The following is a 25,003-nucleotide window of genomic DNA, read 5'->3' on the forward strand; positions in this document are numbered from 1 at the left end:
CGCGGGCGCTTCCTTCGCGTCTCCTTGATGCCGACCGCCGCACGGTGGGAGCACATCCAGCAGCTCCCCGAGCGAGGTGATCCATGGCGTCCAAGCGCGAACTCATCGAACCCAACGGCGACAAGCGGCTGATCCGCCGCGACGAGAAGGGCCGCATCAAGGAAAGCGACGATCTCGGCCGTTCCCTCTCGCAGGATGTGCGCAAGCAGGCGAAGACCACCGTCCCGTCCGGACAGGGCGACCGTGGGGACCAGAAGCGCAAATAGCCGGCGCGCATGAGCCTGACCGAGTACCGGCGCAAGCGCCAGTTCGGCAAGACCCGCGAGCCCGAACCCGGCAAGCGCCTGCCGCCCGGCCAGCGCGCGATCTTCGTGGTGCAGCTGCACCACGCCAGCCGTCGCCACTACGACTTCCGGCTGCAGGTGGGGGACGCGCTCAAGAGCTGGGCGGTCCCCAAGGGGCCGAGCTACGACCCCAAGGTCAAGCGCATGGCGGTCGAGGTGGAGGACCATCCCGTCGACTATGCCGGCTTCGAGGGCGAGATCCCGAAGGGCCAGTACGGCGGCGGCCACGTCGCCCTGTTCGATCGCGGCGTGTGGGCCACCGAGGGCGATGCCGAGGCGCAGCTGGCCAAGGGCCATCTGCGCTTCGAGCTGTTCGGCGACAAGCTCAAGGGTGCCTGGCACCTGGTGCGCTCGGGCAAGGCCGCCCGGCAGCCGCAGTGGCTGCTGTTCAAGGCCGACGACGGATTCGCCGGCAGCCTGGAGGCCGACGACCTGCTGGCAGACGTGACCGCGCCGCCCGCGGCCGACGCCCGCCGCGCAGGGACGGGCAAGCCGGCGAAGAAGCGCCGCGCCGGCGTGGCGCCGAACGCACGCCGGCGCAAGCGCGATTGGAGCAAACCGGCGGCGAAACTTCCCGGTGCTCGCAAGGCGCGCGCACCCGAAGGCGCGTTCGTGCCGCAGCTGGCCCGGCTCGGCCAGGCGCCGCCGCAGGGCGCGCAGTGGGTCCACGAGCTGAAATGGGACGGCTACCGGATCCTCGCGACCGTGGCCCAGGGCGAAGTGCGGCTGTGGTCGCGCAACGCACTGGAATGGACCGACAAGCTGCCCGAGATCCGCGCAGCGGTGGAACAGCTGCGCCTGGCCTCCGCGGCGCTCGATGGCGAGCTGATCGCCGGCCAGGGCGGCCGCGAGGACTTCGGCCTGTTGCAGGCCACGCTCTCGGGCGAGAAGCAGGGTGCGCTCGCCTACGTGCTGTTCGACCTGCTGCACCTGGACGGCATCGACCTCTCCGATGCGCCGCTGCTGGAACGCAAGGCGCTGCTGCAGCAGGTGCTGGGCAAGCCCCCGCCTCCGCACCTGGCCTTCAGTTCGCACATCGAAGGCGACGGCGCGGCCGCCCACGCGCTGGCCGCCGAGCGCCGTTTCGAGGGCATCATCTCCAAGCGCGGCGACCGCCCCTACCACCCCGGCCGCGGCGACGAATGGCGCAAGACCAAGCAGTTGCTCAGCGACGAGTACGCGGTGGTCGGCTACACCGCGCCGAAGGGCCGGCGCAGCGGCTTCGGCTCGCTGCTGCTGGCGCGGCCCGACCCGGAACACGGCTGGATCTACAGCGGCCGGGTCGGGACCGGCTTCAGCGAGCAGCTGATCGCCGAGTTGAGCGAGCGCATCGGCAAGGCCGGCCGCAGCGAGCCGACCGTGCACGTGCCGCCGCACGACACCGACCTGCGCAGCGCGAAGTGGTTCGCACCGCGCTTCGTGGTGGAGGTGTTCGCGCGCGGTACCGGCAGCCAGGGGCTGCTGCGGCAGCCGTCGCTGAAGGCGGTGCGCGCGGACAAGGAGGTCGCCGAGCTCGCCGATTCCGACCGTGGCGACGGCCGCGGGCCGGCCCGCAGGTCGCCGCGCACGTCGGCACGCGGCGGCGCCGGATCCGCGAAGCGCGCCAAGCGTTCCAAGGCCGCCGCGCCGGCCGCAGCACCGAGCGCCGCGGCGCCGCGCGCGGCGCCGCGGCTGAGCAGTCCCGACAAGCTGATCTTCCCCGACATCCGCGCCACCAAGCAGGACGTGGCCGACTACTACCTGGCGGTGATGGAGCACCTGCTGCCCGGGATCGCCGGGCGGCCGCTGTCGATCATCCGCTGCCCCGGCGGCGCGGAGAAGCCGTGCTTCTTCCAGAAGCACCACACCGCGGGGCTCGAGCTGGTGTCGTTCGCCCGGCTCAAGGAGGAAGCCGGCAACAACGCCAACTACCTGGTGGTGGAGGATGCCGCGGGGCTGATGGAGCTGGTGCAGTTCAACGCGCTCGAATTCCACCCCTGGGGCGCGCGGGCCGACGCGCCGGAACTCGCCGATCGGGTGGTGTTCGATCTCGACCCCGGCCCGGGGGTGCCGTTCGCCGAGGTCAAGCGTGCGGCCACCCACGTGCGCAAATTGCTGGCGCAGCTCGAACTCGAGTCGTTCCTGCGCGCCACCGGCGGCAAGGGCCTGCATGTGGTGGTGCCGCTCAATCCCGGCTGCGAATGGGGCCTGGTCAAGCGGTTCGCGCACGGGTTCGCCGATGCGCTGGCGCGTTCCGAACCGACCCGCTTCATATCGGTGTCCACGCTGAAGCTGCGGCCGAAGAAGATCTTCGTCGACTACCTGCGCAACAGCCGCGGCGCCACCAGCGTGGCCAGCTACTCGCTGCGCGCGCGCGCCGGTGCCCCGGTGGCGCTGCCGATCGGGTGGAACGAACTGTCGCGGCTCGAGCGCGGCGATGCCTTCACCCTCGAGAATGTGCCGGCGCGCCTGAAGCGCCGGCGCAAGGACCCCTGGGCCGAGATCGACAGGGTGAAGCAGAACCTGGCGCGCTGGTCGTCCGAAGACTGAGCCGCGCGCGCCGGCGCGGCCCTCGGCCGCTCCTACGGGGCCGCATGTCGCGGGGCGCCTACTGGGTACCGTCGGGCGCGGCCGCGGCGGTGCGCTCGAAGCACTGGCGTCCGGCGCCATGGCTCCATTCCTCGCCTCGCCAGGCTTCCGGGGTGGAAGCGGTGTCGGTCGCGAACTCCGCGCACAGGCGATAGCCGCGGCCGCCGGTCGGCTGGTACTGGTAGCGCGCGCCGGCGGGGTCGGTCAGCGCCAGCCGGGTGCCCGGCCGGGCGGCCAGCACCTGGAGGTCCGCCGGCAGCGCGCCCTGGTGGCGCACGTGGCTGTCGAGCAGCTGCGCGATGCGCTGCAGATCGTCGATGCGCCGCACGTCCAGCTTCGCCTCGCGCTGCGCGGCCGGGCCGCCCATCGCCAGGATCGCCGCGATCACCGTGGCGGCCACCGCCGCGGTGGCGGCGATCGCGAGCGCGCGCCCGTCGAACACGCTCATGGCTCGCGTTCCTCGCGGCGCAGATCGCCGAGGTAGTAGCCGAACACCGTGCCGGCGATCGCCGCCACGACCAGCACCTTGAGCAGGAAGCGCATCGTCAGCTCGCCGCCGAGCAGGTTGTAGACCAGCGCGATCATGTCGCCTACCAGCACCGCGGAGGCGATGAACAGGGTGAGGTAGGTGAGCCAGCGCCGCACCGCCGACAGCCGCTTGACCGGATGGCGCGCCAGTTCCCGCCCGAGGTGGTGGGCGACGTAAAGGAACACCGGAAAGGCGATCAGCACCGAAGCGGTGGACCACCGCATCGACCTGGCCAGCCGGCGGGCGAGAAAGTCGCCGTCGGCCGGGTCCGGGAACGCCCGGGTGATCAGGTCGAACAGCAGGCTGCCGACGTGGAAGGCCGAGACGTACAGGGTGGTGAACAGCACCAGGTACAGGAACGCCTCGCGTGGCGACAGATACGGCCGCGGCCGCGGCACCGGCACCGGGAACGGCACCTCGGCATAGGCATCGAGCGCCGCGCGCACCTGCTCGGGCGGCCACCCGGCCGCGTCCAGCGCCGCGGCGATGGTCTCGCGGGATTCCCCCTTGCACAGCGCATCGCGCACGAACAGCTCGAGATCCTGGGTTGCCGCCGCCATCGCCTGCTCCTGTCGCATCGGTGGCGGCAGCCTAGCAGCCGGCGGCAATGGGGGGAGATGCCGCGGGCGGGCAGCCCCAGGGCAGCCGATGACGCAGTGCGTCATACGCAGGCGTATGGAAGCGAGCCGGCCCCCGCGGGCTCCCCGATGTGACGTGGTTCTCACTATTGGCACGATTCTTGGATGTACCGGGGACCCCCGCCCCCGCCCCCGGAGCTCCTCCGTGCTCGATCGCGTTGCGCCGTCACCGCTCCTCCAGCCCCTGCCGCCTCCGAACCAGGCTCCGATCGCGACGTTCACGCCCCGACGCCGCTTCTACGTGCCGGTGCCGGCGAAGTTCGTCCTGATCCTCACCCTGGCGCTGGCCTGGGCGGCGCTCAGCGTGTGGCTCTCGCGCCCCTGGCTGGATGGCCTGTCGGCGGTGGCCGGCTTCTGGCTGGCGCTGTTCGTGATCGCCTTCATCGCCTACGTGCCCGGCTTCATGAACGCGTTCCTGGTCGGCTCGATGCTGGCCGACCGACGGCCGCCGCGGCGCGCCATCGCCGACTATCCCGATCTCTGCGTGCTGGTGGCCAGCTACAACGAGCGCGCCACCATCGCCGACACCCTGCGCAGCCTCGAGGCCCAGGACTACCCCGGCCAGGTGGAGGTGCTGGTGATCGACGACGGCTCGACCGACGGCAGCTTCGACATCGCCCGCGACGAGGCCGCGCTGCGATCGCGCCCGGGCATGCTGCAGCGGGTGCTGGCGATGCCGGCCAACGGCGGCAAGGCCCGCGCGCTCAACGCCGGGCTGGCGGCCACCACCCAGGAGCTGGTGGTCACCATCGACGCCGACTCCTACCTGCGCCCCGACGCGCTGCGCAAGCTGGTCGAGCGGTTCCTGTCCGACCCGCCCGGCACCGTGGCCGTGGCCGGCTGCGTGCTGGTGCGCAATTCGCGCAGCAACTGGCTGACCCGCGCCCAGGAGTGGGACTACTTCCACGGCATCGCTGCGGTCAAGCGGATGCAGAGCATGTACCACGGCACCCTGGTGGCGCAGGGCGCGTTCTCGCTGTACACGCGCACCGCCCTGGTGCGGGTCGGCGCATGGCCCGAATGCGTGGGCGAGGACATCGTGCTGTCGTGGGCGCTGTTGCGCACCGGCGCGCGGGTCGGCTACTGCGAGGACGCCTGTCTGTTCACCCAGGTGCCGGAGACGGTCGGGCAGTTCGCGCGCCAGCGCCGGCGCTGGTCGCGCGGCCTGATGGAAGCGTTCGCCCGCCATGGCGGCCTGCTGGTGAAGCCGCGCATGACCACCCTCTTCATCTGGTGGAACCTGCTGTTCCTGCCGCTCGACCTGGTCTTCACCCTGGCGTTCCTGCCGGGCCTGGTGCTGGCGCTGTTCGGCTACTACTGGATCGCCGGCGTGATGACCCTGCTGGTGCTGCCGCTGGCGGCGATCTGGAACCTGGTGATCTTCCGGGTACAGGCGGGGATGTTCAAGACGCAGGACCTCAGGGTCCGGCGCAACATCCGTGGATTCCTGCTGTATTCGCTCTGCTACACCATGCTGCTGCAGCCGGTCTGCGTGATGGGCTACGCCTCCGAACTGCTGCGCCTGCGCAAGAACTGGGGAACCAAGTGATGGATCGTCGACTGCTCCTGGCCGCACTGGCCCTCGCCCTGCTGCCGCAGGCACCCGCCTTCGCCGAAGACGATCCGATGGCCCTGCGCCCGCGGGTCTTCGCCAGCTCCGACGCCGACGGCAACGAGACCTGGAAGACCTCGCTGGGCTGGGACTGGACCCGCACCGACCGCGAACACTGGACCGGCGTCGACGTCGAGCACGCGCGATACTCGGGCGACCACTGGTCGCACAGCGAACAGCGCGCCTATCTCAACGCCGGCGGCACCCTCGGTGCCGGCGAGACCACCGACGACACCTGGCGCTGGCAGGCGCGGGTCGGGAGCAACGGCGACGACCTGATCGGCAGCGCGTCGCTGCACACCGAGGGCGAGCACCGCCGCGAGCTCTTCATCGAGCGCGACCTGCTCGAGACCCGCGACGGCACCGGGCTGGGCCGCATGTCCACCTTCGCCGGCGCCGCCATCGATCGACCGCTGGGCGGCCGCCTCAGCGGCACCCTGCTGGCGGGCCTGCAGGACTTCGGCGACGACAACCTGCGCACCCACCTGCGCGGCAACCTGGTGCACGCGCTGGTGCCCGAACAGGGCCTGAGCCTGCAGCTGCGCACCCGCTACTACCGCAACAGCGAGCCCCGCGCCGGCGACTACTACTCGCCGGACTGGTACGGCGAGGCCCTGGGCGTGCTGGCGCTGCGCCGGGTGATCGGCGGCTACACCTGGCGCGCGGCGGCCGGCATCGGCCGCCAGCGCAGCGCGGACGACGACTGGAAGCGCGCGCGCATGCTCCAGGTCGGGCTGGAAACGCCGCGCTGGAAACAGAGCTGGCTGCGGCTGGACGCCGGCTATTCCGACACGCCGGTCGCCACCAGCACCGGGACCGGCAGCTACAGCTACCGCTACCTGATGCTGGAAGCGGTGACCGCGTTCTGAGCGCGCTTGCGCCTGCGACCATCCGCGGCCATGGTGGCCGCTTCCGGTGCCGCCGTGGCGCCGTCCGCCGCAAGGAGCCGCCCATGCCGCTGCGCCCGCTGCCCACCCTGCTGCTCATCGCCGGCCTCGCCACCGCCGCGGCGACGGCGCGCGCCGAGGAGCCGGCGGCCGCGGCGCCCGCCGGCGAACCGATCGCCGCGGTCCGCGTCGCCTTCGACCGCGATGGCGTCACCGAGACCCGCGCCGAGGGGCTGGCGGACATCGCCGCCGGGCGCGCGGTGAGCGCCGACGACCCGGTGCGGGTCGCCTCGATCTCGAAGCTGGTGGTCGCGATCGCGGCGATGCGCCTGGTCGAGCAGGAAGCGCTCGAGCTCGACGCCGACGTCTCCGGCCTGCTCGGCTGGACCCTGCGCAACCCGGCGTTCCCGGACCGGCCGATCACCCTGCGCCAGCTGCTCTCGCACCGCTCCAGCCTCACCGACGCGGCCGGCTACTGGGACGTGCCGCTGGACGCGGCACTGCGCGACATTCCCGAGGATCCGCGCGCCTGGGACCGGGCCCATCCGCCGGGCGGCTACTTCCGCTACGCCAACCTCAACTTCCCGCTCGTGGCCGCGGCGATGGAGAACGCCACCGGCGAGCGCTTCGACCTGCTGATGCAGCGGCTGGTGCTGGCGCCGCTGGGCATCGCCGGCTGCTTCAACTGGGCCGCCTGCGACGCGGCCACTGCCGCGCGCGCGGTGGTGCTCTACGACGGCGAAGGCGAACCGGTGCGCGACGACCACCGCGGCGGGCGCCCGGACTGCCCGGTGCTGCCGGCCGGAGACGGCAGCTGCGATCTGTCGCAATGGCGCCCCGGGGTGAACGGGGCGATGTTCGCGCCGCAGGGCGGCCTGCGCGTCTCCGCCAACGGCCTGGCGAGGATCGGGCGGCTGCTGCTGGGCGAGGGCGCTGTCGACGGGGTGCGCCTGCTCGCGCCGGAGTCGGTCCGCGAACTGCTGCGCCCGCACTGGACCGCCGCGCCCGGCAACGGCACCACCTTCGAGGAGGACGACAGCGGCCAGTCGCGGCCCGGCTTCCAGTGCCGCTACGGCCTGGCGGTGCAGATCCTCGCCACGCCGCGCGAGGGCTGCCGCGACGACCCGTTCGGCGATGGGGTGGCGCGCGTCGGCCACGCGGGCTCAGCCTACGGGCTGCTGTCCGGGTTGTGGCTGGACCGCGAAGCCGGTACCGGCGTGGCCTACTTCGTCACCGGCATGCCCGATGCCGCACCCGGCGCGCATTCCGCGTTCACCGCCATCGAGGAGCGGATGGCGCGCGGGCCAGACCCCGCTGATCCGTAGGAACGGTCCATGGCCGCGGGGCCCGCGGGCGGCTCCGGCCGGGAGGTCATTCGTAGAGCCGCTGGCAGGCGGCGCACCAGAACGCGTGGCGCTGCGCCCGGCCCAGCTGCTTGCGGTACTGGAGCCGCTCGCCGTCGCGCGGGCAGACCGTCTTGGTATGCACCTGGTAGTGCTTCTTGAGCACGAAGGCGCGTTTCCAGCGCAGGAAATCGAAGCTGTACTCGCGCGCCTGATCGATCAGCTCCGACAACTTGCGCGGCGGCAGCGCACCGATGCGGCTCTCGGGGTGCACGCGGATGCGGTGCAGCACCTCGTTCTTGATGATGTTGCCCACGCCGGCGAAGATATCCTGGTCGAGCAGCGCATCGGCCGCCAGCATCTGCGGATGGCGCTTGAGCTTGCGCCGCGCCAGCGCCCGGTCCCAGGCCGGGTCGAGTACGTCGCCACGCCAGTCGTAGACCTCCTCCGGCGCACCTTCGACGATGCGGACCGAGCACGCGTACAGGTTCAGCTCCTCGCCGCCGCTGAAGCCAAGCCCCAGCCGCACCGGCGCGGCCTTGCGTTCGTTGATGCGCGAACTGCCGAACAACAGGAAATGGACGCGGACGAAGAAGCCGTCGAACTCCAGCAGGAAGTGCTTGCCCCAGCTGCGTACCGCGCGCAGGGTGCGGTTGGCAAGGCGGCCGATGTCCTGTTTGCTGTTGCCCTCCACGCGCAGCACCCGGCGACCCGCGAAGCCGGCGGCCTGCTCCCTGAGGATGACGATGGAGGGGCCTTCGGGCATGGCCGGAGTATTCCGCGCGGCCGGGTGAGGCCGACGTCAGCATGCCCGCCGCTTCGCGAGCGGGCGCGGGCCGCTGCGCCTGGCCGGGCCCACGCCTCGACCGCGACGCGCGGGGGTGCCGGCGCCAGAGACGCCCCGCGCGCAGGACGTACCCGCCGCGCTGCACGACGCAGCTGGCCGGAGTGCCAGCGCTTCACGCCACCACCACCGCGCGTCCGCTGCTATCGCCGCACCTCCCGCAGGCCCCCAACCATGGCCCGTCGCCCCCCGCCGCGTGCTCCCGCCCACACCCGGATCGGCTGCGCCGGCTGGTCGATCGCGTCCGCGAACCGGCACCTGTTCGGCGAAGGCGCCAGCATGCTGGCGCGCTACGCCACCCGCTTCGACGCCGTCGAGATCAATTCCTCGTTCTATCGCCCGCATCTGCGGACGACCTACGTGCGCTGGGCCGACACCGTGCCCGAGGATTTCCGCTTCGCGGTCAAGCTGCCGCGCACGATCACCCACGACGCGCGCCTGCAGCGCAGCGGGCCGATGCTGGACGCGTTTCTCGCGCAGGCCGGCGGCCTCGGCGATAAGCTGGGCTGCCTGCTGGTGCAGCTGCCGCCGAGCCTGGCGTTCGACGCGCGCGCCGCCGCTACGTTCTTCGCGATGCTGCGGCGGCGCTGGAGCGGGCCGGTGGCGTGCGAGCCGCGGCATCCGAGCTGGTTCGCCCCGCGATGCCAGGCGCTGTGGGCGCGCCATCGGATCGCGCGCGTCGCCGCCGACCCGGCGCGCGTGCCGGAGGCGGCGGTCGCCGGCGGAGCCGGCGCGGTGCGCTATTGGCGCTGGCACGGCGCGCCGCGCATGTACTACAGCGCCTACGACGAGCCGGCGCTGCGTGCGCTGGCGGCCGAGGTGGCGCGCGCAACCCCGGCCGGCGCGGAAGCCTGGGTGATCTTCGACAACACCACCCTCGGCCACGCCACCACCAACGCCGCCTCGTTCCAGGCGCTGGCCAAACGCTGAGCAGGCGGCCTACCCGGCCTGCGTAGCGGCAGCCGCGCCGGTCTCCGCGGCGGCGCCGTCGTCCTGCTGCGCGGCATCCGCCGCGTTCGCGGAGTCGCGCTCCAGCACCACCACGTAGCCGTGCAGCGGAATGGCGCCGGTGCTCACATCGATCCAGTACTCGCGCCCGCCGCTGCGCAGCAGGTAGGAGTCGTGGCGGTAATCTGGCACCGCCACCGCGCCGTGCTGGTGCTTCTCGATCGTCGCGCGGCCGCCCGCCGCGGCCGCCACCTCGCGGGTGTACTGCACCCGGTCGATGCGCCGGCCGCCCAGCGCAGCGATCGCCTCCTCGTAATGGCGGTGGAACCGCTGCGCGGTCCAGGGCCGCTCGGGATCCTGGCCGAGGTGGAACTTGTCGCGGAAGATCCGGCCCTCCACCAGCAGCGCGCGCTCGCCAGCGAGGAAATACTGGCCGTCGCCGGCGATGTCGCGCTCGGTCTCGCGGTAGGCGCTCTGCAGCTCCGCCGGGGCCTCCAGCAGCGGAAACGGCGGCAGCGCGACCGCGCTTTCGGGCACGTCCGCGGGATCGAAACCGCCGGATTGGGTCGCGGCCGCCGGCGCGGGGGCCGGATCGTCCTGCGGCAGCGGCACGGGCGGAGTGCCTGCGGCAGGCGGCGCATCGCCACCGGGCAGGCGCCCGGCAGCCGGTTCATCCCCGGTCGTCAGTTCCGCGATGCCGGCGGCGGCACCCGGCGGCAGCGGCGCGGCGTCCAGCCCCTTCGCGGCGATCCCGCTTCCCGGCGCCGCGGTGCCCGGCCGATCGCCGGCCGCGCCGGCCCCGGCATCGGACGCATCCGGCGCGCAGGCGCCCAGCAGCAACATCGAAAGGCAGCAGCCCAGCACGGTCGTCCATGCACGCGTCATCGTGGTTCCCTCGGGGTCGGAGATACCAGTGCATACGCGTTGCGGGGGCCGCAAAGGTCACCGGACGGGTGCCGACCCGTGCGACGCGGCGCTCAGAGCATCGGCGCGCCGCCGGTAACGCCGTAGCGGGCGCCGGTGACGTAGCTGGCCTCGTCGGAGGCGAGGAACACGAACACCGCCGCGACCTCCTTGGGCTGCCCCGGGCGCTTGAGCGGCACCTGCTGGCCGAAGCTCTCGACCTCGTCCGGCGGCATGGTGGCCGGGATCAGCGGCGTCCAGATCGGCCCGGGCGCCACCGAGTTCACGCGGATGCCCTTGTCCGCCAGCAGCCCGGCCAGTCCGGCGCTGAAGTTGGCGATCGCGCCCTTGGTGGCGGCGTACGGCAGCAGCGTGGGCTTGGGCTTGTCGGAGTTGATCGAACTGGTGTTCAGGATCGCCGAACCGGGCTTCATGTGCGGCACCGCCGCCTTGCACAGGTGGAACATCGCGGTCACGTTGACCTGGAAGGTATGGTCCCACTCCTCGTCGGGGATCTCCTCCAGCGACTCGCGCGACATCTGGTAGGCGGCGTTGTTGACCAGGATGTCGATGCCGCCGAGTTCGTCCACCGCGCGCTGGATGATCGCGCGGCACAGCTTGGGATCGGCGATGTCGCCGCGGACCAGCACGCAGCGCCGCCCGGCCTGCTCGACCCAGCGCTTCGACTCGGCGGCGTCCTCGTCCTCGCACAGGTAGCTGATCAGTACGTCGGCGCCCTCGCGCGCGAACGCGATCGCCACGGCGCGGCCGATGCCGCTGTCGCCGCCGGTGATCACCGCCACCTTGCCTTCGAGCTTGCCGCTGCCCTTGTAGCTGTCCTCGCCGTGATCGGCCTTCGGGTCGAGCTTCTTCTCGGTTCCGGGATGGTCCTGCTGCTGCGCTGGCTGGTTCATGCGGTGGCCTCGTCGTGTCGTCCGCGCTGGCGGAAGAGGACGGCAACATAGGGCGGCGCGCGTCGAACCGACGTGATTCACGGCGAAGTCACGAGGCAGTCACCGCGACTGTCGCAGGATCGGCCGTCCGCAACGACCGGAGAAGCGCGATGCCCTACGACAGCACCAGCGAATTGCCCGACGCCGTGCGCGACAACCTGCCTCCGCATGCCCAGGACATCTACAAGGAGGCCTTCAACAGCGCCTGGGACCAGTACGCGGATCCGGACGAGCGCCGCGGCGACGCCTCGCGCGAGGAAACCTCGCACCGGGTGGCGTGGGCGGCGGTGAAAGAGAAATACGAGAAGGGCGACGACGACAAGTGGCACCCGAAATAGCCGGCGCCGGCTGCGGCCGGCACCGGGCGTGCCATCGTTTCGCCAGGCCCGGAGGATCGCCGGCCCGGCGGCCCGCGCCGGCTCAGAAGCCGTAGCGGAACGACGCCGACATCATCCGTGCGGCGCTCTGGCCGCCGAAGCGTTGCTGGTAGTCCATCTGCAACCAGGTGCGGGGAGACAGCGCGGTCGCCAGGCGCAGCCCGAACAGGCCGCCGCGGTCGTCGAGGCCGGTGGCCAGCGGCCGCCAGTCGTCGATGCCGGTGAAGCTGGCCCGGAACGCGTCGCCGCTGGCCGAGACGGTCTGCTGCCACTGCGCGTGGGCTTCCAGTTCGATCCGCTGGCCGCCCAGCTGCAGGGTCCGCGCGGCGCGCGCGCCGGCCAGCGCCTGCCAGCGCGAGGTCGCCGCCGCATCGCCGCGCAGGCCGAAGCCGCTGCCGCCGTGCTCGAAGAAGCCGTCGCGGTGCACCTGCGCATACTGCGCACCGACGAAGGGCGACAGACGGGTCGCGCCCAGCTGCAGCCGATAGCCGACTTCGCCGTGCACGCTGGCGAAGCTGCCCGAGTACCTGGTCTGGACCCCGTCGAGCGCCGCGCCCAACCGCAGGGTGCGGCGCACGTCCTGGTCGAAGCGCCCGGCGCCGGCGCCGCCCTGAGCGTACCAGGCCTGGCCGGCGAACCCGGCGTAGGCAAGCGCCGAACTGCCGCGGCCGCGGTTGCTGTCGCCGCCGGCCGCGTCGCGCGCCTGGCCGTGGCTCTGCCCGTAGGCCACACCGGCGAAGCCGGACTCGCCGACCCGCACGTCGTGGCCGGAGAGCCCGCCGTCCAGATCGAATTCCAGCCCGGCGCCCTGGGCGCCGTGCAGCCCGAGCGACTGCGACCAGCTGCCGCTGGCGCGCGCATCGCGGTGCAGGCGGTCCAGCCGCGCCGACAGCGCGCGTGCGCCTGCCTCCATGGTCTCGAACGCCAGCGCGGAGCTGGCGGCATGCACCTCCCCGGACAGGCTTTGCAGGGTGGCCTGCGCCTCCGCCATCGAGGCGGTCTGCTGCACCGCGCCGGCGGCGCCGACGAAGCCCTCCGGCAGTGCAGTGGCGTCTCCGCGCGCGAGCAGCGCATCGAGGTAGCGGAACGCGCCTTCCACGCGCTCGGCCGACGCGGTGGTGGAGGCATCGAAGCCGCCCAGCGCCGACAGCGCGAGGGCGTCGAAGGTCTCCACCTGCAGGTCGACGCTGCCGCTGCCGTAGACGATCTCGGCTTCGAGGAAGATCCGCTCGGCGTCGTAGCCGAAGGTGTCGAAGGTACCGTCCAGGCCGCCTTCGGCGCTCAGCACGTTGACCAGCCCGGCCGGGGTGTAGCCGGGCCGGGCGCCGGCGACGAACAGGCCGCCGCCGTCGAGCGTGGCGGTCCCGGCGACCTGCAGCGACACGCCCAGCTCGACCGCCAGCACTGCATCGGCGGTCTGGGTGTAGTCGCCGTCGACCCGCAGCGCCTGCTGGTCCGAAGGCAGGCCGCCCACGCCCACCAGGCCGGCGTTGTGCAGGTTCCCGCCGACGCCGCCGAGCCCAACCAGGCCCGCGCCGGCGCCGACCTGCACACCGGAACCGAGGCTCCCGTACATGCCGAGCACGCCGCCCTCGACCAGGGTGCCGCCGAGGTAGCCGTTTTCGCCGGTCAGCACCAGCGCGCCGCTGCCGCGCTTGGTGAGGCCCCCGCTGCCGGCGATGTCGTTGTCCCAGTAGTAGACGGTCTGGTCGTCCGGCAGCGCGAAGTCGGCGACCACGTCGCCCCAGTCGAAGCGGCCCGGGCCGGCCACCGCGCGGCCGGCATCGAGCAGGCCGTAACCGAAGGTCGCATCCACGCCGGCGTCGCCGATGTCGGTGGCGGTGCCGAGGATCGTCTGCCGTACCAGGTCGTTGTCGAACCAGGGAAAGGCTTCCCACACCAGCGCCGCGGTGCCGCTGACCTGCGGGGCCGCGAACGAGGTGCCGGTGACGATCCAGTAGCTCGGTGCGTCGGCGGTGTCGTCGGCGCCGGTCACGATCACCTCGCCCGGCGCGACCAGGCAGTAGCGCATCGCCACGCCGCAGGCGTTGGAGTATTCCGAGAGCTTCATTTCGCCGTCGTAGGCGAAGCTGGCGCTGTCCAGCGCGGCCACCGCAAGCCAGCCGCGTTCGAGCGCGGCGGCGCGATCGCCGCCCTTGCTCGGCAAGCGCGCCAGGTCGCCGGGGTCGGCCAGGCCGTCGTTGCCGGTGGCGAACACCACCAGGCCGTCGTTGTCGAACACGAACGGCTCGTAGGCGCCGGCGTACAGCGCGGTGTTGCCGCCCATCTCCCAGGTCGGCCCACCCCAGGAGTTGTTCATGATGCGCACGCCGTGCGCGATCAGGTCGGCGTGCATGAGAGCGAGGAATTCCGGGGAGCCGATGGCGTGCCCCGCGTCGCCGGCTTCCTGCAGCCCGCTGGTGGCTTCGTCGGAGAGGATGCGTGCCGAGACGATGCCGGCACCGGGCGCCACGCCGCCCGGCCATTCGCCGAACTGCGCGCCCGCCATCACCTGCGAGACCCAGGTGCCGTGGCCGAGCACGTCGTCGACCGACAGGTCGTTGCCGTCGGCGTCGACGTAGACCTCGTTGTGCAGCACCCGCCCGGCCAGCGCCGGATGCTCGCGCTCGACGCCGCTGTCGACCACGCCGATCACCGCGCCGCTGCCGGTGAAGCCGGCGGCGCGGGCGATGTCGACGCCGGTGCCGACCAGGTGCACGTTGACCGGCGGCTCGCGGCTGGTGGGGCCGGGTTCCGGATCGGGATCGGGCTCCGGATCGGGCTCCGGCTCCGGCTCGGGCTCGGGTTCCGGATCGGGATCCGGCTCGGGCGGCGGATCCGACGGCGGCGGGGCCGGGTCGGGCGCGCCCGGCACCGCCGGCGGCGGATCGGAACGCGTGCCGCCACCGCCGCCCCCACACGCGCTCACGCCGAAGGCGAGCACGGCCGCCACCGCGACCGCGAGTGCACTGCGGCGGATCCGCCGGGATTCCAACACCATGATGTCGCTCCACCGCTTCCAGGTTGTCTTCGCCACTGATCGGCAAAACCCGTCCCGACTGAAGCGGCAGGCGTCGAAAATGGGCACTGGGTGGGGTCGGATGTGCGTATTCGTGACGCAGTGCGCCTATCGACCCGCGGCGGCGCGACGCCTAGACACGAGGCCGGACGCCTCGTAAGGAGCGCGCCATGCACGCGAAAGCCGGCGCGGTGGCCGTGGCCGGATCGCCGCCCACCGGGTCGGGAACCGCCGCGGCCTTCGCCGCCATGGGCCGCTCCTGCGGAGCCGCGATGCGCTCGCCCCGGCCCGCCCGGCCCGTCCGCCGCCGCATCAGGCGATGCCGAGAAAACGGCAACGCATTCAGAAAATTGTGCGCGCAATTCGCAATGTCTTGACCGGCGCGCGCCAACACTCGGACACCCGAACAGGCATCACACGGCCCGCGTTCCTGCGGAACCGCTCGCCTCGACAAGACGGAGATCCGAATGTTTTCCCACAACAAGCGCCTGCAGTACACGGTCCGCATATCCGAGTCCAACCCGGCCCTCGCCAACCTCATGCTCGAACAGTTCGGCGGCCCGCAGGGCGAGCTGGCCGCGGCGATGCGCTACTTCACCCAGGCCCTTGCCGAGGACGATCCGGGCCGCAAGGACATGCTGCTCGACATCGCCACCGAGGAACTCAGCCACCTGGAAGTGATCGGCACCATCGTGGCGATGCTGAACAAGGGCGCCAAGGGCCGGCTGGCCGAAGGGGTGGAGGAGGAAGCCGAGCTGTTCCGCTCGCTGCAGGGCGCCGGCAACGATTCGCACGTCACCCAGGTGCTGTACGGCGGCGGCCCGGCGCTCACCAACTCCGGCGGCATGCTGTGGACGGCCGGCTATATCGACAGCATCGGCGATCCGTCCGCCGACCTGCGTTCCAACATCGCCGCCGAGGCGCGCGCCAAGATCGTCTACGAGCGGCTGATCAACGTGACCACCGATCCCGGGGTGAAGGAGGCGCTCGGCTTCCTGATGACCCGCGAGATGTCGCACCAGAAGTCGTTCGAGAAGGCGCTGTACTCGATGGAGCCGAACTTCCCGCCCGGCAAGCTGGCGGGCATGCCCGAGTTCGAGGAGATGTACGTCAATACCTCGCAGGGCGATGGCGACATGCGCGGGCCCTGGAACAGCGACGAGAACTTCCGCTACGCCGACGGCGATCCGGCCAGCTTCGTTGCCGCCGGCGGTGGCGACGGCACCGCTTCGGTGAAGCTCGGCCGCAAGGAGAAGGGCGTGGTGGAGGCGATGGCCAAGCGCACCGCCTCGGACCCCGGCGCCAACCCGGTGACCGGCATCGAGCTGGGCAAGGCGCCGGGGACGATGGCGTTGACCACGCCGGTGAAGGAGCCCGCGGTCGCCGCGGCGCCGGCCAAGCCGAAGGGCAACGCCACCAAGAAACCACGCGGCTGATCGCGCCGGACCCCGGTGCCTCCGCAGGCGCGCCAAGGCGCCCTGCGGGGCGTCTCCCGCGGCGCGGCCCACCCGTAGGCGCGGCCCATCGCCGCGAAGGCTGCGGAGCGCTCCGGCCAGCCGGGCGGGGTCGCGGACGTGGCTGACCGCACCGGCTTTCGCGTGCATGGCACGCTCCTACGGGGGCCCCGGCACTTGCCGCGACGCGGGAGCCCTCCGTAGGAGCGGCCCATGGCCGCGAAGGCCGGCATCGCTGCCGAGACCGCCATGCCCACACGCCGGCCGAGGGCGCCTCGATCAGGAAGCCGAGGCGCACGAGGCGCGCGCCACGTCCGGAGGCGACGCGCGCCCACCAGCCGCAACGCCGAACAGCGGCCGCAGCGCCCGCACCCGGCGAATCCCGTACTCATGGATCAGCAGGCAGCCGGCCACGGTGGCCAGTACCACCAGGGCGGGCTCGACCACCGGCCCCAGCGCCAGCTTCGCCAGCCAGTAGCCCGCCACCACGATGATGGTCTGGTGGAGCACGTACCAGGGATAGACCGCCTGGCTGGCGTAGGCCAGCCAGCGGAACGGCCGGTTCAGCAGGTGGTGGCCCCAGCCCAGCACCATCAGGATCCAGGTCCAGGCGTTGAGCCGCTGCACCAGATCGAACAGCGCCCGCGCCGGGGTCGGCCCAGGCCGGGTGTTGAACAGCAGCCACAGGAACGCCGCGAACGCGAGCAGGGCCGCCGCCAGCAGCCACCAGCGCCGCCGTTTCAGCTCCGCCCAGAGTTCCTCGTCGGCGCCGATCCAGTAGCCGTACAGGAACATCGCGAAGTAGATCGCGTGGCTGTGCCAGTCCTGGACCAGGTCGTGGGTGGTGGGGAACCGCGCCGACAGCAGCCAGGTCGCGACCGCGAGCGGCAGCGCCGGCAGCAGCCACAGCCGCCAGCCGCGCAGGCCGCGGAAGCGCTCGCGCAGCGCGCGCCCGGCGCGACCGCGCAGCAGCGGCAGCAGCGCCGCCAGCAGCAGCGAGTAGGCCAGCAGGTACGGCAGGTACCACAGGTGGTTCCAGGTGATGCCCACGTGCGAACCGTCGAACGCCCCCGGCGGCCACGGCCGGAAGGTGAAGTAGTGCAGCAGGAACTGGGCGTAGTTGCCGGCGAAGGCGCCGTTCGAGAGCGCCTGCAGGTAGGCCTGCGGCGGCACCACCACCGCCATCCCGAACAGCAGCGGCACCAGCAGGCGGCGGGCCCGGCTCCAGGCGAACGCGCCGGGGGCGCTGCGCCGCAGCAGGAAGTTCACCGCCAGCCCCGAGATCAGGAACAGCAGCGACATCCGCCACTGGTTGACCATCAGCATCGGCCATTGCAGCCACTCGGCGACGTGGGCCGACTTGATGTGCCAGCCCCAGTCCGCCACGTAGAACATGCCGCAGTGATAGAGGATCAGCAGGGCGAACGCGAGGACCCGCAGCGCATCGATATCGTGGCGGCGGGCCGGTGGTGGGACGGAAATGGCGGACATGGCGGTGGTTCGCTCCGGTGCGGGGGCACCACCCTGCAGTCGCCCGCACGCCGGAAAAAGCCCGCAGGGACGCCACGCGGGGCGGGTGGGACCAGCGGTGGCGGGCAGGGACCGGCGGTGACCGCGATGCGCGCCGCGGAGCGACCCCGGCGCGTGCCTGTAGGAGCGGCCCCATGGCCGCGAAGGCCGCGGGTCGCTCCGGCCCAGCGGCGGCGATTCCGGGCATGGCACAGCGCATGGGCTTTCGCGTGCTTGGCACGCTCCTGCGAGGACGAGCGGCGCGGTGCCTGCCCCGGCTGGCGCCGCCGGGCTAGACTGCGCCCGCCGGGCCATGGCCCGCCCGGACGGAACCGCCGTGCAGCCGCAGACCTACCTCCAGCACCGCCGCCTGTACGAGGCCGCCTTCTGGATCCTGATCGTCGGCGTGCATGCCGTCGCCAACAGCATCACCACCAATATCGACCTGGCCCGCTCCGACCTGGCCATCGCCCGCTGGGAGCCCTGGGTCTGGGAATGTTCGAGCGCCGTAGCGCTGCTGGCCCTGGTGCCGCTGCTGGTGGCCGTCGACCGGCGCTTCCCGCTCGAGCGGGGGCGGGTGCGGCGCAGCGCCCTCGCCCACCTCGCGTTCAGCGTGCCGTTCTCGCTCCTGCACGTGGCCGCGATGGTGGCGCTGCGCGAGCTGGCGTATGCGGCAATGGGCTACGACTACCGGTTCGGCGACTGGCGGGTGGCGCTGGGCTACGAATACCTCAAGGACGTGCGCACCTACGGATACTTCCTGGCCATCCTGTATCTCTACCGGTTCGCGCTGCGGCGCTGGCAGGGCGAGGCCGGGTTCCTGACCGAAGGCCGCGAGGACCGCCCCGCAGAGCCGGTCGTCGACCGCTTCCTGATCAAGAAGCTGGGCCGCGAGTTCCTGGTGCGGGTGGACGACATCGACTGGATCGAGGCCGCCGGCAACTACGTCACCCTGCACGTCGGAGAGCGCCTGTACCCGCTGCGCGAGACCATGGCCGGGATCCAGGCGCGGCTGGAGGGCCAGGGCTTCGCGCGGGTGCACCGCAGCGCCATCGTCAACCTCGACCGGGTTCGCGAGATCGAGCCGTTCGACACCGGCGACGCCCGCGCCCATATGCACGGCGGCGGCGTGGTCGCGGTGAGCCGGCGCTACCGGCAGGCGCTGAAGGAGCGGCTGGCCTAGGCCGTGCGCGAGGAACGCCCCGGACCGCGATCCGCTTTTGGGGGCCAGCGGCACTCCCGACCCCGGCCTCGGGCTCGAGCCCGGCCCGGCGCCAGGCCGTTCGCCGGCGTCGCCACGGCGCGAGGCGGAGGCGCCCTACCCGCTCAGCGGCGTCTCGTTGGCGAACACGTCCGCGCGCGCGCGCGCCGGCTCGATCGGCCGGATCTCGAACTCCAGCCCGCAGGCGATGCACGGGTTCTGCGCCGCCAGCGCCGCGGCCTCGTCCAGGCTGGCGGCCAGGATCGTCCAGTAGCCGCCGATCACTTCCTTGCTCTCGGCGAACGGGCCATCGGTGGTGCCGCGGCGCGAAACCGTGCGGCCCCCGGGCTGCAGCCGCTGCCCGGCACGCATGCTGCCCTCGGCCACGCAGCGATCGTGCCAGACGTAGAAGGCGTCGATCGCGCCCTGGATGCGCTCCTGCGGCAGCTGCGGATCCCACTTGCCGCGGGAGAGCACCAGATACTCGGACTTCGGCGGTTTCCCGGTCACGGGGTGCGGCTCCTCGGATGGCGGCCGGCAAGGATAGCGCGGCGCCTGCGCGCACCGCAGTGCGCGGCGGCGGCGCCCGGTCGCGCGAAGGCGCCGGCGCTACCCTGCCGGCGTCTGCTGGTGCATCACCATCCGCCAGCCTTGCTGCGTGCGGGTGTACACCGATCCGCACAGCGCCTCGTAGGGGTCGCCTTCGCCGCGATCGGCGCTGGCCCGGTAGGCCAGCGCGACGGCCCCGTCGCCGGCCGGCAGCAGTCGCCGTTCGCGCATCTCCACCTGCCGCCAGCGCGGCGCCGAGCGGATCGTCTCCAGCGTGCGCGCGCGATCCATGATCCCGGCCGGCGCCGGAAACACCATCACCGCGTCATCGGCCAGGTGCGCATCGTAGAACGCCGCGTCGCCGGTCCAGAACCCGCGCTCCATCGACCAGAATTCCTCTTCGTCCACCCGCGTGCTCCCGTGGTTGCCTGGATGCGCGCATGATGCCCCGCCCACGCTTCAACTCGCAGTGAAGTGCGGGTGGTCGCTAGCGCGTCGGCAAGCAGACGGGCAGGACCGCAGGCGTGGGCCGGGCACGCACCCGCAGGCCGGCGAGTGTCCGCCGCTGCGCCGCAATGCACCCATCAGGTGTTGAGCAGAATCGCGATCGCCGAACCGCCGCCGGCGCCCAGGCATGCCGTCGCCATGCCACGCGTGAGCTGCGCCAGCAGCGCGGGCTTCTTGCCCGAGCTGGCACCGTCCACGATGCCCATCTGCCCGTACATCGCGAACACCGCGGTGGTGACGAACAGCCCCAGCGGCAACCACCACTTCGCATCGGCCTCGATCAACTCCGCCTGCATCAGGATCAACACGCCACCGGCGCCGGCGACGCTGAGCGTCGCCAGGTGCCTGAACTGGTCCGCCCACAGCTGGGCCAGCGCGACCAGTTCGAGCGTCGGGCCGCCCTGCTCGGCGGGTGGCTTGGGCGACGGCGCGGGCGCGGCATCCGCCGGAGCTGCTGACAGGCCTTGCGGCGTGCCCGTTCCGGCCTCGACCGACGCATCGGGCTTTTGGTCCGGGGTGGAGATCGGGGACATGGCGGCTTCCTCGGCGGATCGCCCAAGCTTACTTCGAGTCGCAACCGCGACGAAAATCGCGTTCGATCGGCGCAGTGCACGCCACGGCCCGATCCTGGCGGCTTCGGCCAGGGACCCTCCGACCGCCGAGGCGGGCGCCTTTCTGTCCTGCCGCCCAGCCAGGCGATGGCGGCCCCGGTTCGCTATTCCCGGGCACCCGGCGCCGGCCGCGGCCGCGCCCGCAACAGCCAGGAGGCCACGCCCACCAGGGCCAGGCCGATCAACGCACCTGGCCACGCGCCGAGTGCCAGGCTGGCGGCCAGGCCGCCGAGCAGCGCCAGCCCGCCCGCCACGATCGCGCCGGTGCCGGTGGCAGCGGCGACGTCGCGCCGACGCCGCATTTCGAAGCCGACCACCGCCGCCATCACCGGCGCCACCATCAGCGCGCACAACAGGATCCAGAGCAGCCGCCCGGTCCAGAACCCCGCCATGCCCGGGTCGCCGGCGTCGATCGGCACGCCGAGGCGTTCGCCCAGCCAGGCCGCCGGGAGTTCGACCAGCTTGTGCCACAGGTACAGCGGCATCCCGAGCGCGCCGAGCACCGCCACGGCGCGCGCGACCGAATGCCCGGCCAGGAACCGCCGCGCCGGCCGCTCGGCCAGCAGCACCAGCCCGACCTGCAGCCACATCACCCCGACCAGCGCCAGGGTCGGCGGCAGCATGTTGTTGCCGGCCAGGCCCACGCCCACCATCGCCACCGGATAGCCGCTGGCGATCGCCGCCAGCAGCCACGCGACGCCCAGCATCAGCAGCCCCGCGCCCGCCCACGGGCCGGCGAAACGGCCGCGCTTCCAGGCGATGCCCAGCTGCTGCGGCACCAGCCACACCAGCAGCATGTTGAGCCAGCCGAACCCGCCCGGATTCGCGGATACGTGCGCGCCGAGCTCGAGCAGATCGCCCGGCGTGCGCACCCCGGCGCGCAGCAGGTCCGCGGCGGCGGCCATCGCCACCAGCGCCGCCACCGCCTTCAGCCCGAAGCGGCGGTCGGCGCGCACGCACCATGGCAGCAGCGCCTGCACCCCGAGCAGCATCGCCAGGAACCAGAGATGGACCGTGAGCGAGGTGTCGAAGGACGCCAGCAGCCGGCCGCCGCCGACCAGCGCCCCCAGCGCCAGCGCCGCCAGTACCGCCAGGTAGGTCACCGTGGGGCGCGCCAGGCCCAGCGCCCGCCCCGCCCACCAGTGGCGCTGGCGCTGCCCGTCCGCCAGCCGCCTAGCCACGCCATCGGCGCTGACCGCGGCCGAGACGAACACGAACAGCGGCACCACCTGCACCACCCAGGTGAGCGCGCCGGCCGATTCCCAGATCCGCAGCAGATGCTCGGTGCCGACCACGCGCCCGCCCTCGAGCCGCGGCAGCGTCGCAATCCAGTGGCCGAGCACGACGACCAGCAGCGCGCCGGCGCGCAGCGCGTCGGGATAGCGGTCGCGGGGCTCGTCGAGGCCGTCACCGGTGACTTCCGCAGCCGCGCCGTCGTTCAAGCCCCGCCCCCATTCCATCCTGCGCCTGGATGCGCGCAGGCTAGCAAATGGAGCAGGCCTTTCCGCCCGCAGGAGTGTTCGCTCCCCGCAGGAGCGTGCCATGCACGCGAAAACCGGCGCGGTCGGGCACGCCCGGAATCACCGCCCGGCCGACCGGCGCCTCCCGCGGCCTTCGGCGATCGGCCGCTCCTGCAGAGGGACCGCCGCACGCGGCGGCGGCTTGCGCCGTCAGCCGAAGTGCGCCAGCGCCGCGTCGGCCTCGGACTGGGTGACGGTGCCGGCGGCCACCGCGTCGGTCAGCGACTGGCGCGCGGCATCGGCCCAGTTGTCGCCGTAGCCGCCGAGGAACTGCGCCCACATCTCCAACCGGCCGTCCTCCTGCAGCTTGCCGATCATCTCGGCGCGGTAGGCGGGGTCGGTGTTGTCGGCCAGCCGGTTGCCGAGCGACATCTCCCAGTTCATGGTGAAGCCCTCGCGCTCGTAGTCCGCCACCGCGCGCTCGCGCTGCTCGGCGGCCGCGCCGAACAGCTCCGGCGACTGCGCTTCGGCGTACTCGGCGGCGCCCGGGAAGCGGATCTCCAGCTGGTCGCGCAGGAACGCCGCCTTCCCTTCCGCAGACGGGTTGGTGTAGGTGCCGGCCACGCCGAACAGCTCCCAGGCGAAGTTCGGATCGTCCTGGGCCATGCGGTCGGCCAGTGCCTCGACCTCGGCGCCCTGCAGCCCGGCCGCCGCCGCGGTGTCCTGGAACACGCCGACGTGGCCCGGCGAGGACGCGATCTCCGGATGCGCGGCGATCAGCGACTGCAGCTGCTCGGGGCTCATGCCCAGCGCATCGCTCATCTCGAACAGCGCCTTGCCGGTGGAGGCCAGCTCGCCGACGATCTGCGGATCCACGCCGGCCTCGGTGAGGTAGCGCTCCAGGTCCTCGCGGCGCTCGTTGCCGTTGATGATCTCGCCGATGAACGAGCCGATGCCGTTGACCAGCGCGCCGATGCCCGAAACGATGAAGCCGGCCGGCGCGGTCACCGGGATCAGCTCCATCGCGCTGCCGAGCACCCCGAGCACGTCGCCGGCCACCGCGATCGCGTAGCCGACGTTGCCGTCGGAGGCCTGCTCGATGCTGTTGACCAGCGAGGTGGAGCTGGCGATCAGCCCCAGCCCCGGCGCCAGCCGCGTGGCGAAGCGGCCGAAGTCGCCGGCGTGCTGCGCCAGGCGGCCGGTGTCGGACAGGCTGGTGGTGGCCCCGGCGACCAGCCGCGCCGCGTTCTCGCCGCCCTGGGCGAAGCCGCTGATGGCGTTGACGTAGTCCTCGTTGCGCCCGGCCTCCGCCGCCGAGACCGCGCCCAGCACCACGCCCGCCGCGGCGAACGCGCGGAACAGCGGCTTGGACTCGTCGTACTGGCGGCTGTACAGATCGATCGCGCGGTAGTTGCCGTCGGCGAACTCGTTGAGCAGCTTGTTGCCGTCGCTGAAGTCCTTGTAGCCGCCCCAGGCCGGGATGCCCTGGGCGAACGAATTCATCAGCGTGGTGAACTGCGCCTGCGCCGCGGTCACGCTGCCGTCGTTGCGCGCCAGCAGTTCCGACATGGCCGAGGAGGCGGCGTCGGTCAGCACGTCGCCGGACAGGTCGGTGAAGCCGGCGAAGGCCTCGCCGAGCGCGGAATCGGGCACCCGCTGGATCTCGGCCAGCAGCTCCAGCGCCTGCACGCCGTGGCCGTCGGTGGCCATGGCGACGATCGCGTCGTGCACCTGCTGCGCCACCTCCGGGTCGCGCACCGCGGCGTCGAGCACCGCGTCGCGGTTCTCGGCCACGTAGTCGGCCAGCGCCTGGGTCGCCTCGATCTTGGCGTCGTAGGTGGGCTTGTGCTCCGGGTCGTTGCGGAACGCCTCGACGAAGGCGGCCTGCTGCTCGGGGGTGAGCGGCCCGGCCTGCGCCAGCAGCCCGCCGAGTTCCTGATCCAGGCGCTCGGTGTCTTCCACGGCGTCGTCGTAGCCGTCGACCAGCCCGTCGAGTTCGGTGCTGGTGGTGCGGGTGGCATCGGTGGCGCCGACCTGGCCCACGCCGGCGCGCGCCGCCACGTCCTGCCAGCCGCTGCTGTGCACGCCCAGCTCGCGCAGCTGCGCGCCGGTGAGGGTGCCGCGGTCGATCGCGGCGGCGATCGCGGTATCGAACGCCGTACGCAGCGCGTCGCCGCGGTCGTCGTAGTCGCCGCTGCGGACGTAGCTGTCGCCCTCCTTTTCGTAGAGGCCGCCGTACATCGGGTTGACCACCGCGTCGAGGGTGCCGTCCTCCTGCGCCAGCTTCACCAGCTCGGCCAGGTAGGCGGGATCGCCCTGGTGCTCGATCATCAGCTCGCCCAGCTGGCCCTGCGACAGGATCCCCTGGCCTTCGACGCGCGCCTCGTAGTCGGCCTGGGCGCGCTCGACCTGCTCGGCGCTGCTGTCGCCGGAGCCCTCCGGCGCCTCGGGCCGGTCCGGCGCCGCGCCGGTGGTCTCGAGATAACCCTCGCGCGCCACCGCGCTGCTGCGGGTCTCGACCGCCTCGCGCACCGCGTCGGCGCCGAAGATGTCGTTCAGGCGCACCAGCTGGGGCGCCTGCAGCTTGCTGGCCAGGTCGTTGAGCAGGTCGGTGCGCTCGGCCTGCGGCATCGCGTCGACTTCGCCCTGCAGCTGCGTTGCCTGCTCCGGCGTCATCTGCGCGACGGAGCGGTCGGCGGTGGCGGCATCGGCCGCCTGCAGGTTGGTCCGGGTGGGCGGCGGGGGCG

General features: G+C 72.5%; 20 protein-coding genes and 1 pseudogene. 9 read left to right on the plus strand and 12 right to left on the minus strand.

Translation table 11 applies throughout. From position 1 onward, the window contains the following. The first annotated feature begins 83 nt into the window (after positions 1-83). Positions 84-266, plus strand: coding sequence for a hypothetical protein (locus QFW77_RS13335; RefSeq protein ID WP_280575259.1), 183 nt, complete (start codon positions 84-86; stop codon positions 264-266). A 9-nt stretch (positions 267-275) separates the two neighbouring features. After that, positions 276-2,873, plus strand: coding sequence for a DNA ligase D (ligD, locus tag QFW77_RS13340; protein ID WP_280575260.1), 2,598 nt, complete (start codon positions 276-278; stop codon positions 2,871-2,873). Between the two features lie 58 nt (positions 2,874-2,931). On the opposite strand, the gene QFW77_RS13345 is transcribed toward ligD, so the two are convergent. After that, a complete protein-coding gene (locus tag QFW77_RS13345; RefSeq protein WP_280575261.1) occupies positions 2,932-3,360 on the minus strand; it encodes a hypothetical protein in 429 nt (142 codons plus the stop codon). Then, positions 3,357-4,001, minus strand: coding sequence for a DUF5671 domain-containing protein (locus tag QFW77_RS13350; RefSeq protein ID WP_280575262.1), 645 nt, complete (start codon positions 3,999-4,001; stop codon positions 3,357-3,359). The genes QFW77_RS13345 and QFW77_RS13350 overlap by 4 nt, the downstream gene beginning before the upstream one ends. A gap of 223 nt (positions 4,002-4,224) precedes the next feature. Between QFW77_RS13350 and QFW77_RS13355 the strand changes: the two genes are divergently transcribed. The 3 genes from QFW77_RS13355 to QFW77_RS13365 all read left to right on the plus strand — a co-directional run bounded on the left by QFW77_RS13355 (position 4,225) and on the right by QFW77_RS13365 (position 7,903). Further along, the gene (locus QFW77_RS13355; protein WP_280575263.1) at positions 4,225-5,628 is read left to right on the plus strand and encodes a glycosyltransferase family 2 protein; all 1,404 of its coding nucleotides are present in this window, start codon (positions 4,225-4,227) and stop codon (positions 5,626-5,628) included. Further along, entirely contained in the window at positions 5,628-6,560 is a 933-nt protein-coding gene (locus QFW77_RS13360; RefSeq protein WP_280575264.1) for a hypothetical protein, read from the plus strand. Before QFW77_RS13355 ends, QFW77_RS13360 begins: the two co-directional genes overlap by 1 nt. A gap of 83 nt (positions 6,561-6,643) precedes the next feature. Further along, positions 6,644-7,903, plus strand: coding sequence for a serine hydrolase domain-containing protein (locus tag QFW77_RS13365; RefSeq protein WP_280575265.1), 1,260 nt, complete (start codon positions 6,644-6,646; stop codon positions 7,901-7,903). Positions 7,904-7,949: 46 nt separating this feature from the next. On the opposite strand, the gene QFW77_RS13370 is transcribed toward QFW77_RS13365, so the two are convergent. Further along, positions 7,950-8,687, minus strand: coding sequence for a DNA-formamidopyrimidine glycosylase family protein (locus QFW77_RS13370; RefSeq protein ID WP_280575266.1), 738 nt, complete (start codon positions 8,685-8,687; stop codon positions 7,950-7,952). A gap of 252 nt (positions 8,688-8,939) precedes the next feature. Between QFW77_RS13370 and QFW77_RS13375 the strand changes: the two genes are divergently transcribed. Next, on the plus strand, positions 8,940-9,695 hold the full coding sequence (locus QFW77_RS13375) for a DUF72 domain-containing protein (RefSeq protein ID WP_280575267.1): 756 nt from the start codon (positions 8,940-8,942) through the stop codon (positions 9,693-9,695). 9 nt (positions 9,696-9,704) lie between these two features. Here QFW77_RS13375 and QFW77_RS13380 read toward each other — a convergent pair whose 3' ends face one another. Both QFW77_RS13380 and QFW77_RS13385 read right to left on the minus strand, forming a co-directional pair. Next, entirely contained in the window at positions 9,705-10,598 is an 894-nt protein-coding gene (locus QFW77_RS13380; protein WP_280575268.1) for a hypothetical protein, read from the minus strand. Positions 10,599-10,690: 92 nt separating this feature from the next. Beyond that, positions 10,691-11,530 carry an SDR family oxidoreductase gene (locus QFW77_RS13385; RefSeq protein ID WP_280575269.1) on the minus strand — a complete coding sequence of 280 codons (840 nt, stop codon included), beginning with the start codon at positions 11,528-11,530 and terminating at the stop codon, positions 10,691-10,693. 149 nt (positions 11,531-11,679) lie between these two features. Here QFW77_RS13385 and chaB point away from each other — a divergent pair, with 149 nt between their 5' ends. Further along, entirely contained in the window at positions 11,680-11,907 is a 228-nt protein-coding gene (chaB, locus tag QFW77_RS13390; RefSeq protein ID WP_280575270.1) for a putative cation transport regulator ChaB, read from the plus strand. 82 nt (positions 11,908-11,989) lie between these two features. On the opposite strand, the gene QFW77_RS13395 is transcribed toward chaB, so the two are convergent. Beyond that, positions 11,990-14,947 (minus strand): S8 family serine peptidase, encoded by a 2,958-nt coding sequence (locus QFW77_RS13395; RefSeq protein WP_280575271.1) that lies wholly within the window; start codon positions 14,945-14,947, stop codon positions 11,990-11,992. Between the two features lie 485 nt (positions 14,948-15,432). Between QFW77_RS13395 and QFW77_RS13400 the strand changes: the two are divergent. Beyond that, a pseudogene (locus QFW77_RS13400) lies at positions 15,433-16,335 on the plus strand (manganese catalase family protein); the annotation flags it as partial. A gap of 363 nt (positions 16,336-16,698) precedes the next feature. Here the strand turns inward: QFW77_RS13400 and QFW77_RS13405 are convergent. Continuing rightward, positions 16,699-17,910 (minus strand): acyltransferase family protein, encoded by a 1,212-nt coding sequence (locus tag QFW77_RS13405; protein WP_280575272.1) that lies wholly within the window; start codon positions 17,908-17,910, stop codon positions 16,699-16,701. A 355-nt stretch (positions 17,911-18,265) separates the two neighbouring features. Between QFW77_RS13405 and QFW77_RS13410 the strand changes: the two genes are divergently transcribed. Next, positions 18,266-19,111 carry a LytTR family DNA-binding domain-containing protein gene (locus QFW77_RS13410; protein ID WP_280575273.1) on the plus strand — a complete coding sequence of 282 codons (846 nt, stop codon included), beginning with the start codon at positions 18,266-18,268 and terminating at the stop codon, positions 19,109-19,111. A gap of 135 nt (positions 19,112-19,246) precedes the next feature. Here QFW77_RS13410 and QFW77_RS13415 read toward each other — a convergent pair whose 3' ends face one another. The 5 genes from QFW77_RS13415 to QFW77_RS13435 all read right to left on the minus strand — a co-directional run. Continuing rightward, complete coding sequence (locus QFW77_RS13415) at positions 19,247-19,639, minus strand: YciI family protein (RefSeq protein WP_280575274.1); 393 nt, start codon at positions 19,637-19,639, stop codon at positions 19,247-19,249. Between the two features lie 99 nt (positions 19,640-19,738). Beyond that, a complete protein-coding gene (locus tag QFW77_RS13420) occupies positions 19,739-20,086 on the minus strand; it encodes a nuclear transport factor 2 family protein (protein WP_280575275.1) in 348 nt (115 codons plus the stop codon). Between the two features lie 176 nt (positions 20,087-20,262). Next, positions 20,263-20,718 (minus strand): hypothetical protein, encoded by a 456-nt coding sequence (locus tag QFW77_RS13425; protein ID WP_280575276.1) that lies wholly within the window; start codon positions 20,716-20,718, stop codon positions 20,263-20,265. 182 nt (positions 20,719-20,900) lie between these two features. Next, positions 20,901-22,238, minus strand: a complete 1,338-nt coding sequence (locus tag QFW77_RS13430; RefSeq protein ID WP_280575277.1) for an acyltransferase family protein — start codon at positions 22,236-22,238, stop codon at positions 20,901-20,903. A gap of 228 nt (positions 22,239-22,466) precedes the next feature. Next, a partial coding sequence (locus QFW77_RS13435; protein WP_280575278.1) for a hypothetical protein occupies positions 22,467-25,003 on the minus strand: 2,537 nt, incomplete at its 5' end.

Origin of the sequence: Luteimonas endophytica (genome assembly GCF_029887875.1) — a bacterium.
Lineage (GTDB): Bacteria > Pseudomonadota > Gammaproteobacteria > Xanthomonadales > Xanthomonadaceae > Luteimonas > Luteimonas endophytica.

Coding starts and splice junctions, on each gene's coding strand:
- QFW77_RS13350 (WP_280575262.1), bottom strand. CDS start 4,001: ATGGCGGCGGCAACCCAGGATCTCGAGCTGTTCGTGCGCGATGCGCTG.
- QFW77_RS13395 (WP_280575271.1), bottom strand. CDS start 14,947: ATGGTGTTGGAATCCCGGCGGATCCGCCGCAGTGCACTCGCGGTCGCG.
- ligD (WP_280575260.1), top strand. CDS start 276: ATGAGCCTGACCGAGTACCGGCGCAAGCGCCAGTTCGGCAAGACCCGC.
- QFW77_RS13370 (WP_280575266.1), bottom strand. CDS start 8,687: ATGCCCGAAGGCCCCTCCATCGTCATCCTCAGGGAGCAGGCCGCCGGC.
- QFW77_RS13385 (WP_280575269.1), bottom strand. CDS start 11,530: ATGAACCAGCCAGCGCAGCAGCAGGACCATCCCGGAACCGAGAAGAAG.
- QFW77_RS13405 (WP_280575272.1), bottom strand. CDS start 17,910: ATGTCCGCCATTTCCGTCCCACCACCGGCCCGCCGCCACGATATCGAT.
- QFW77_RS13375 (WP_280575267.1), top strand. CDS start 8,940: ATGGCCCGTCGCCCCCCGCCGCGTGCTCCCGCCCACACCCGGATCGGC.
- QFW77_RS13425 (WP_280575276.1), bottom strand. CDS start 20,718: ATGTCCCCGATCTCCACCCCGGACCAAAAGCCCGATGCGTCGGTCGAG.
- chaB (WP_280575270.1), top strand. CDS start 11,680: ATGCCCTACGACAGCACCAGCGAATTGCCCGACGCCGTGCGCGACAAC.
- QFW77_RS13365 (WP_280575265.1), top strand. CDS start 6,644: ATGCCGCTGCGCCCGCTGCCCACCCTGCTGCTCATCGCCGGCCTCGCC.
- QFW77_RS13335 (WP_280575259.1), top strand. CDS start 84: ATGGCGTCCAAGCGCGAACTCATCGAACCCAACGGCGACAAGCGGCTG.
- QFW77_RS13360 (WP_280575264.1), top strand. CDS start 5,628: ATGGATCGTCGACTGCTCCTGGCCGCACTGGCCCTCGCCCTGCTGCCG.
- QFW77_RS13345 (WP_280575261.1), bottom strand. CDS start 3,360: ATGAGCGTGTTCGACGGGCGCGCGCTCGCGATCGCCGCCACCGCGGCG.
- QFW77_RS13380 (WP_280575268.1), bottom strand. CDS start 10,598: ATGACGCGTGCATGGACGACCGTGCTGGGCTGCTGCCTTTCGATGTTG.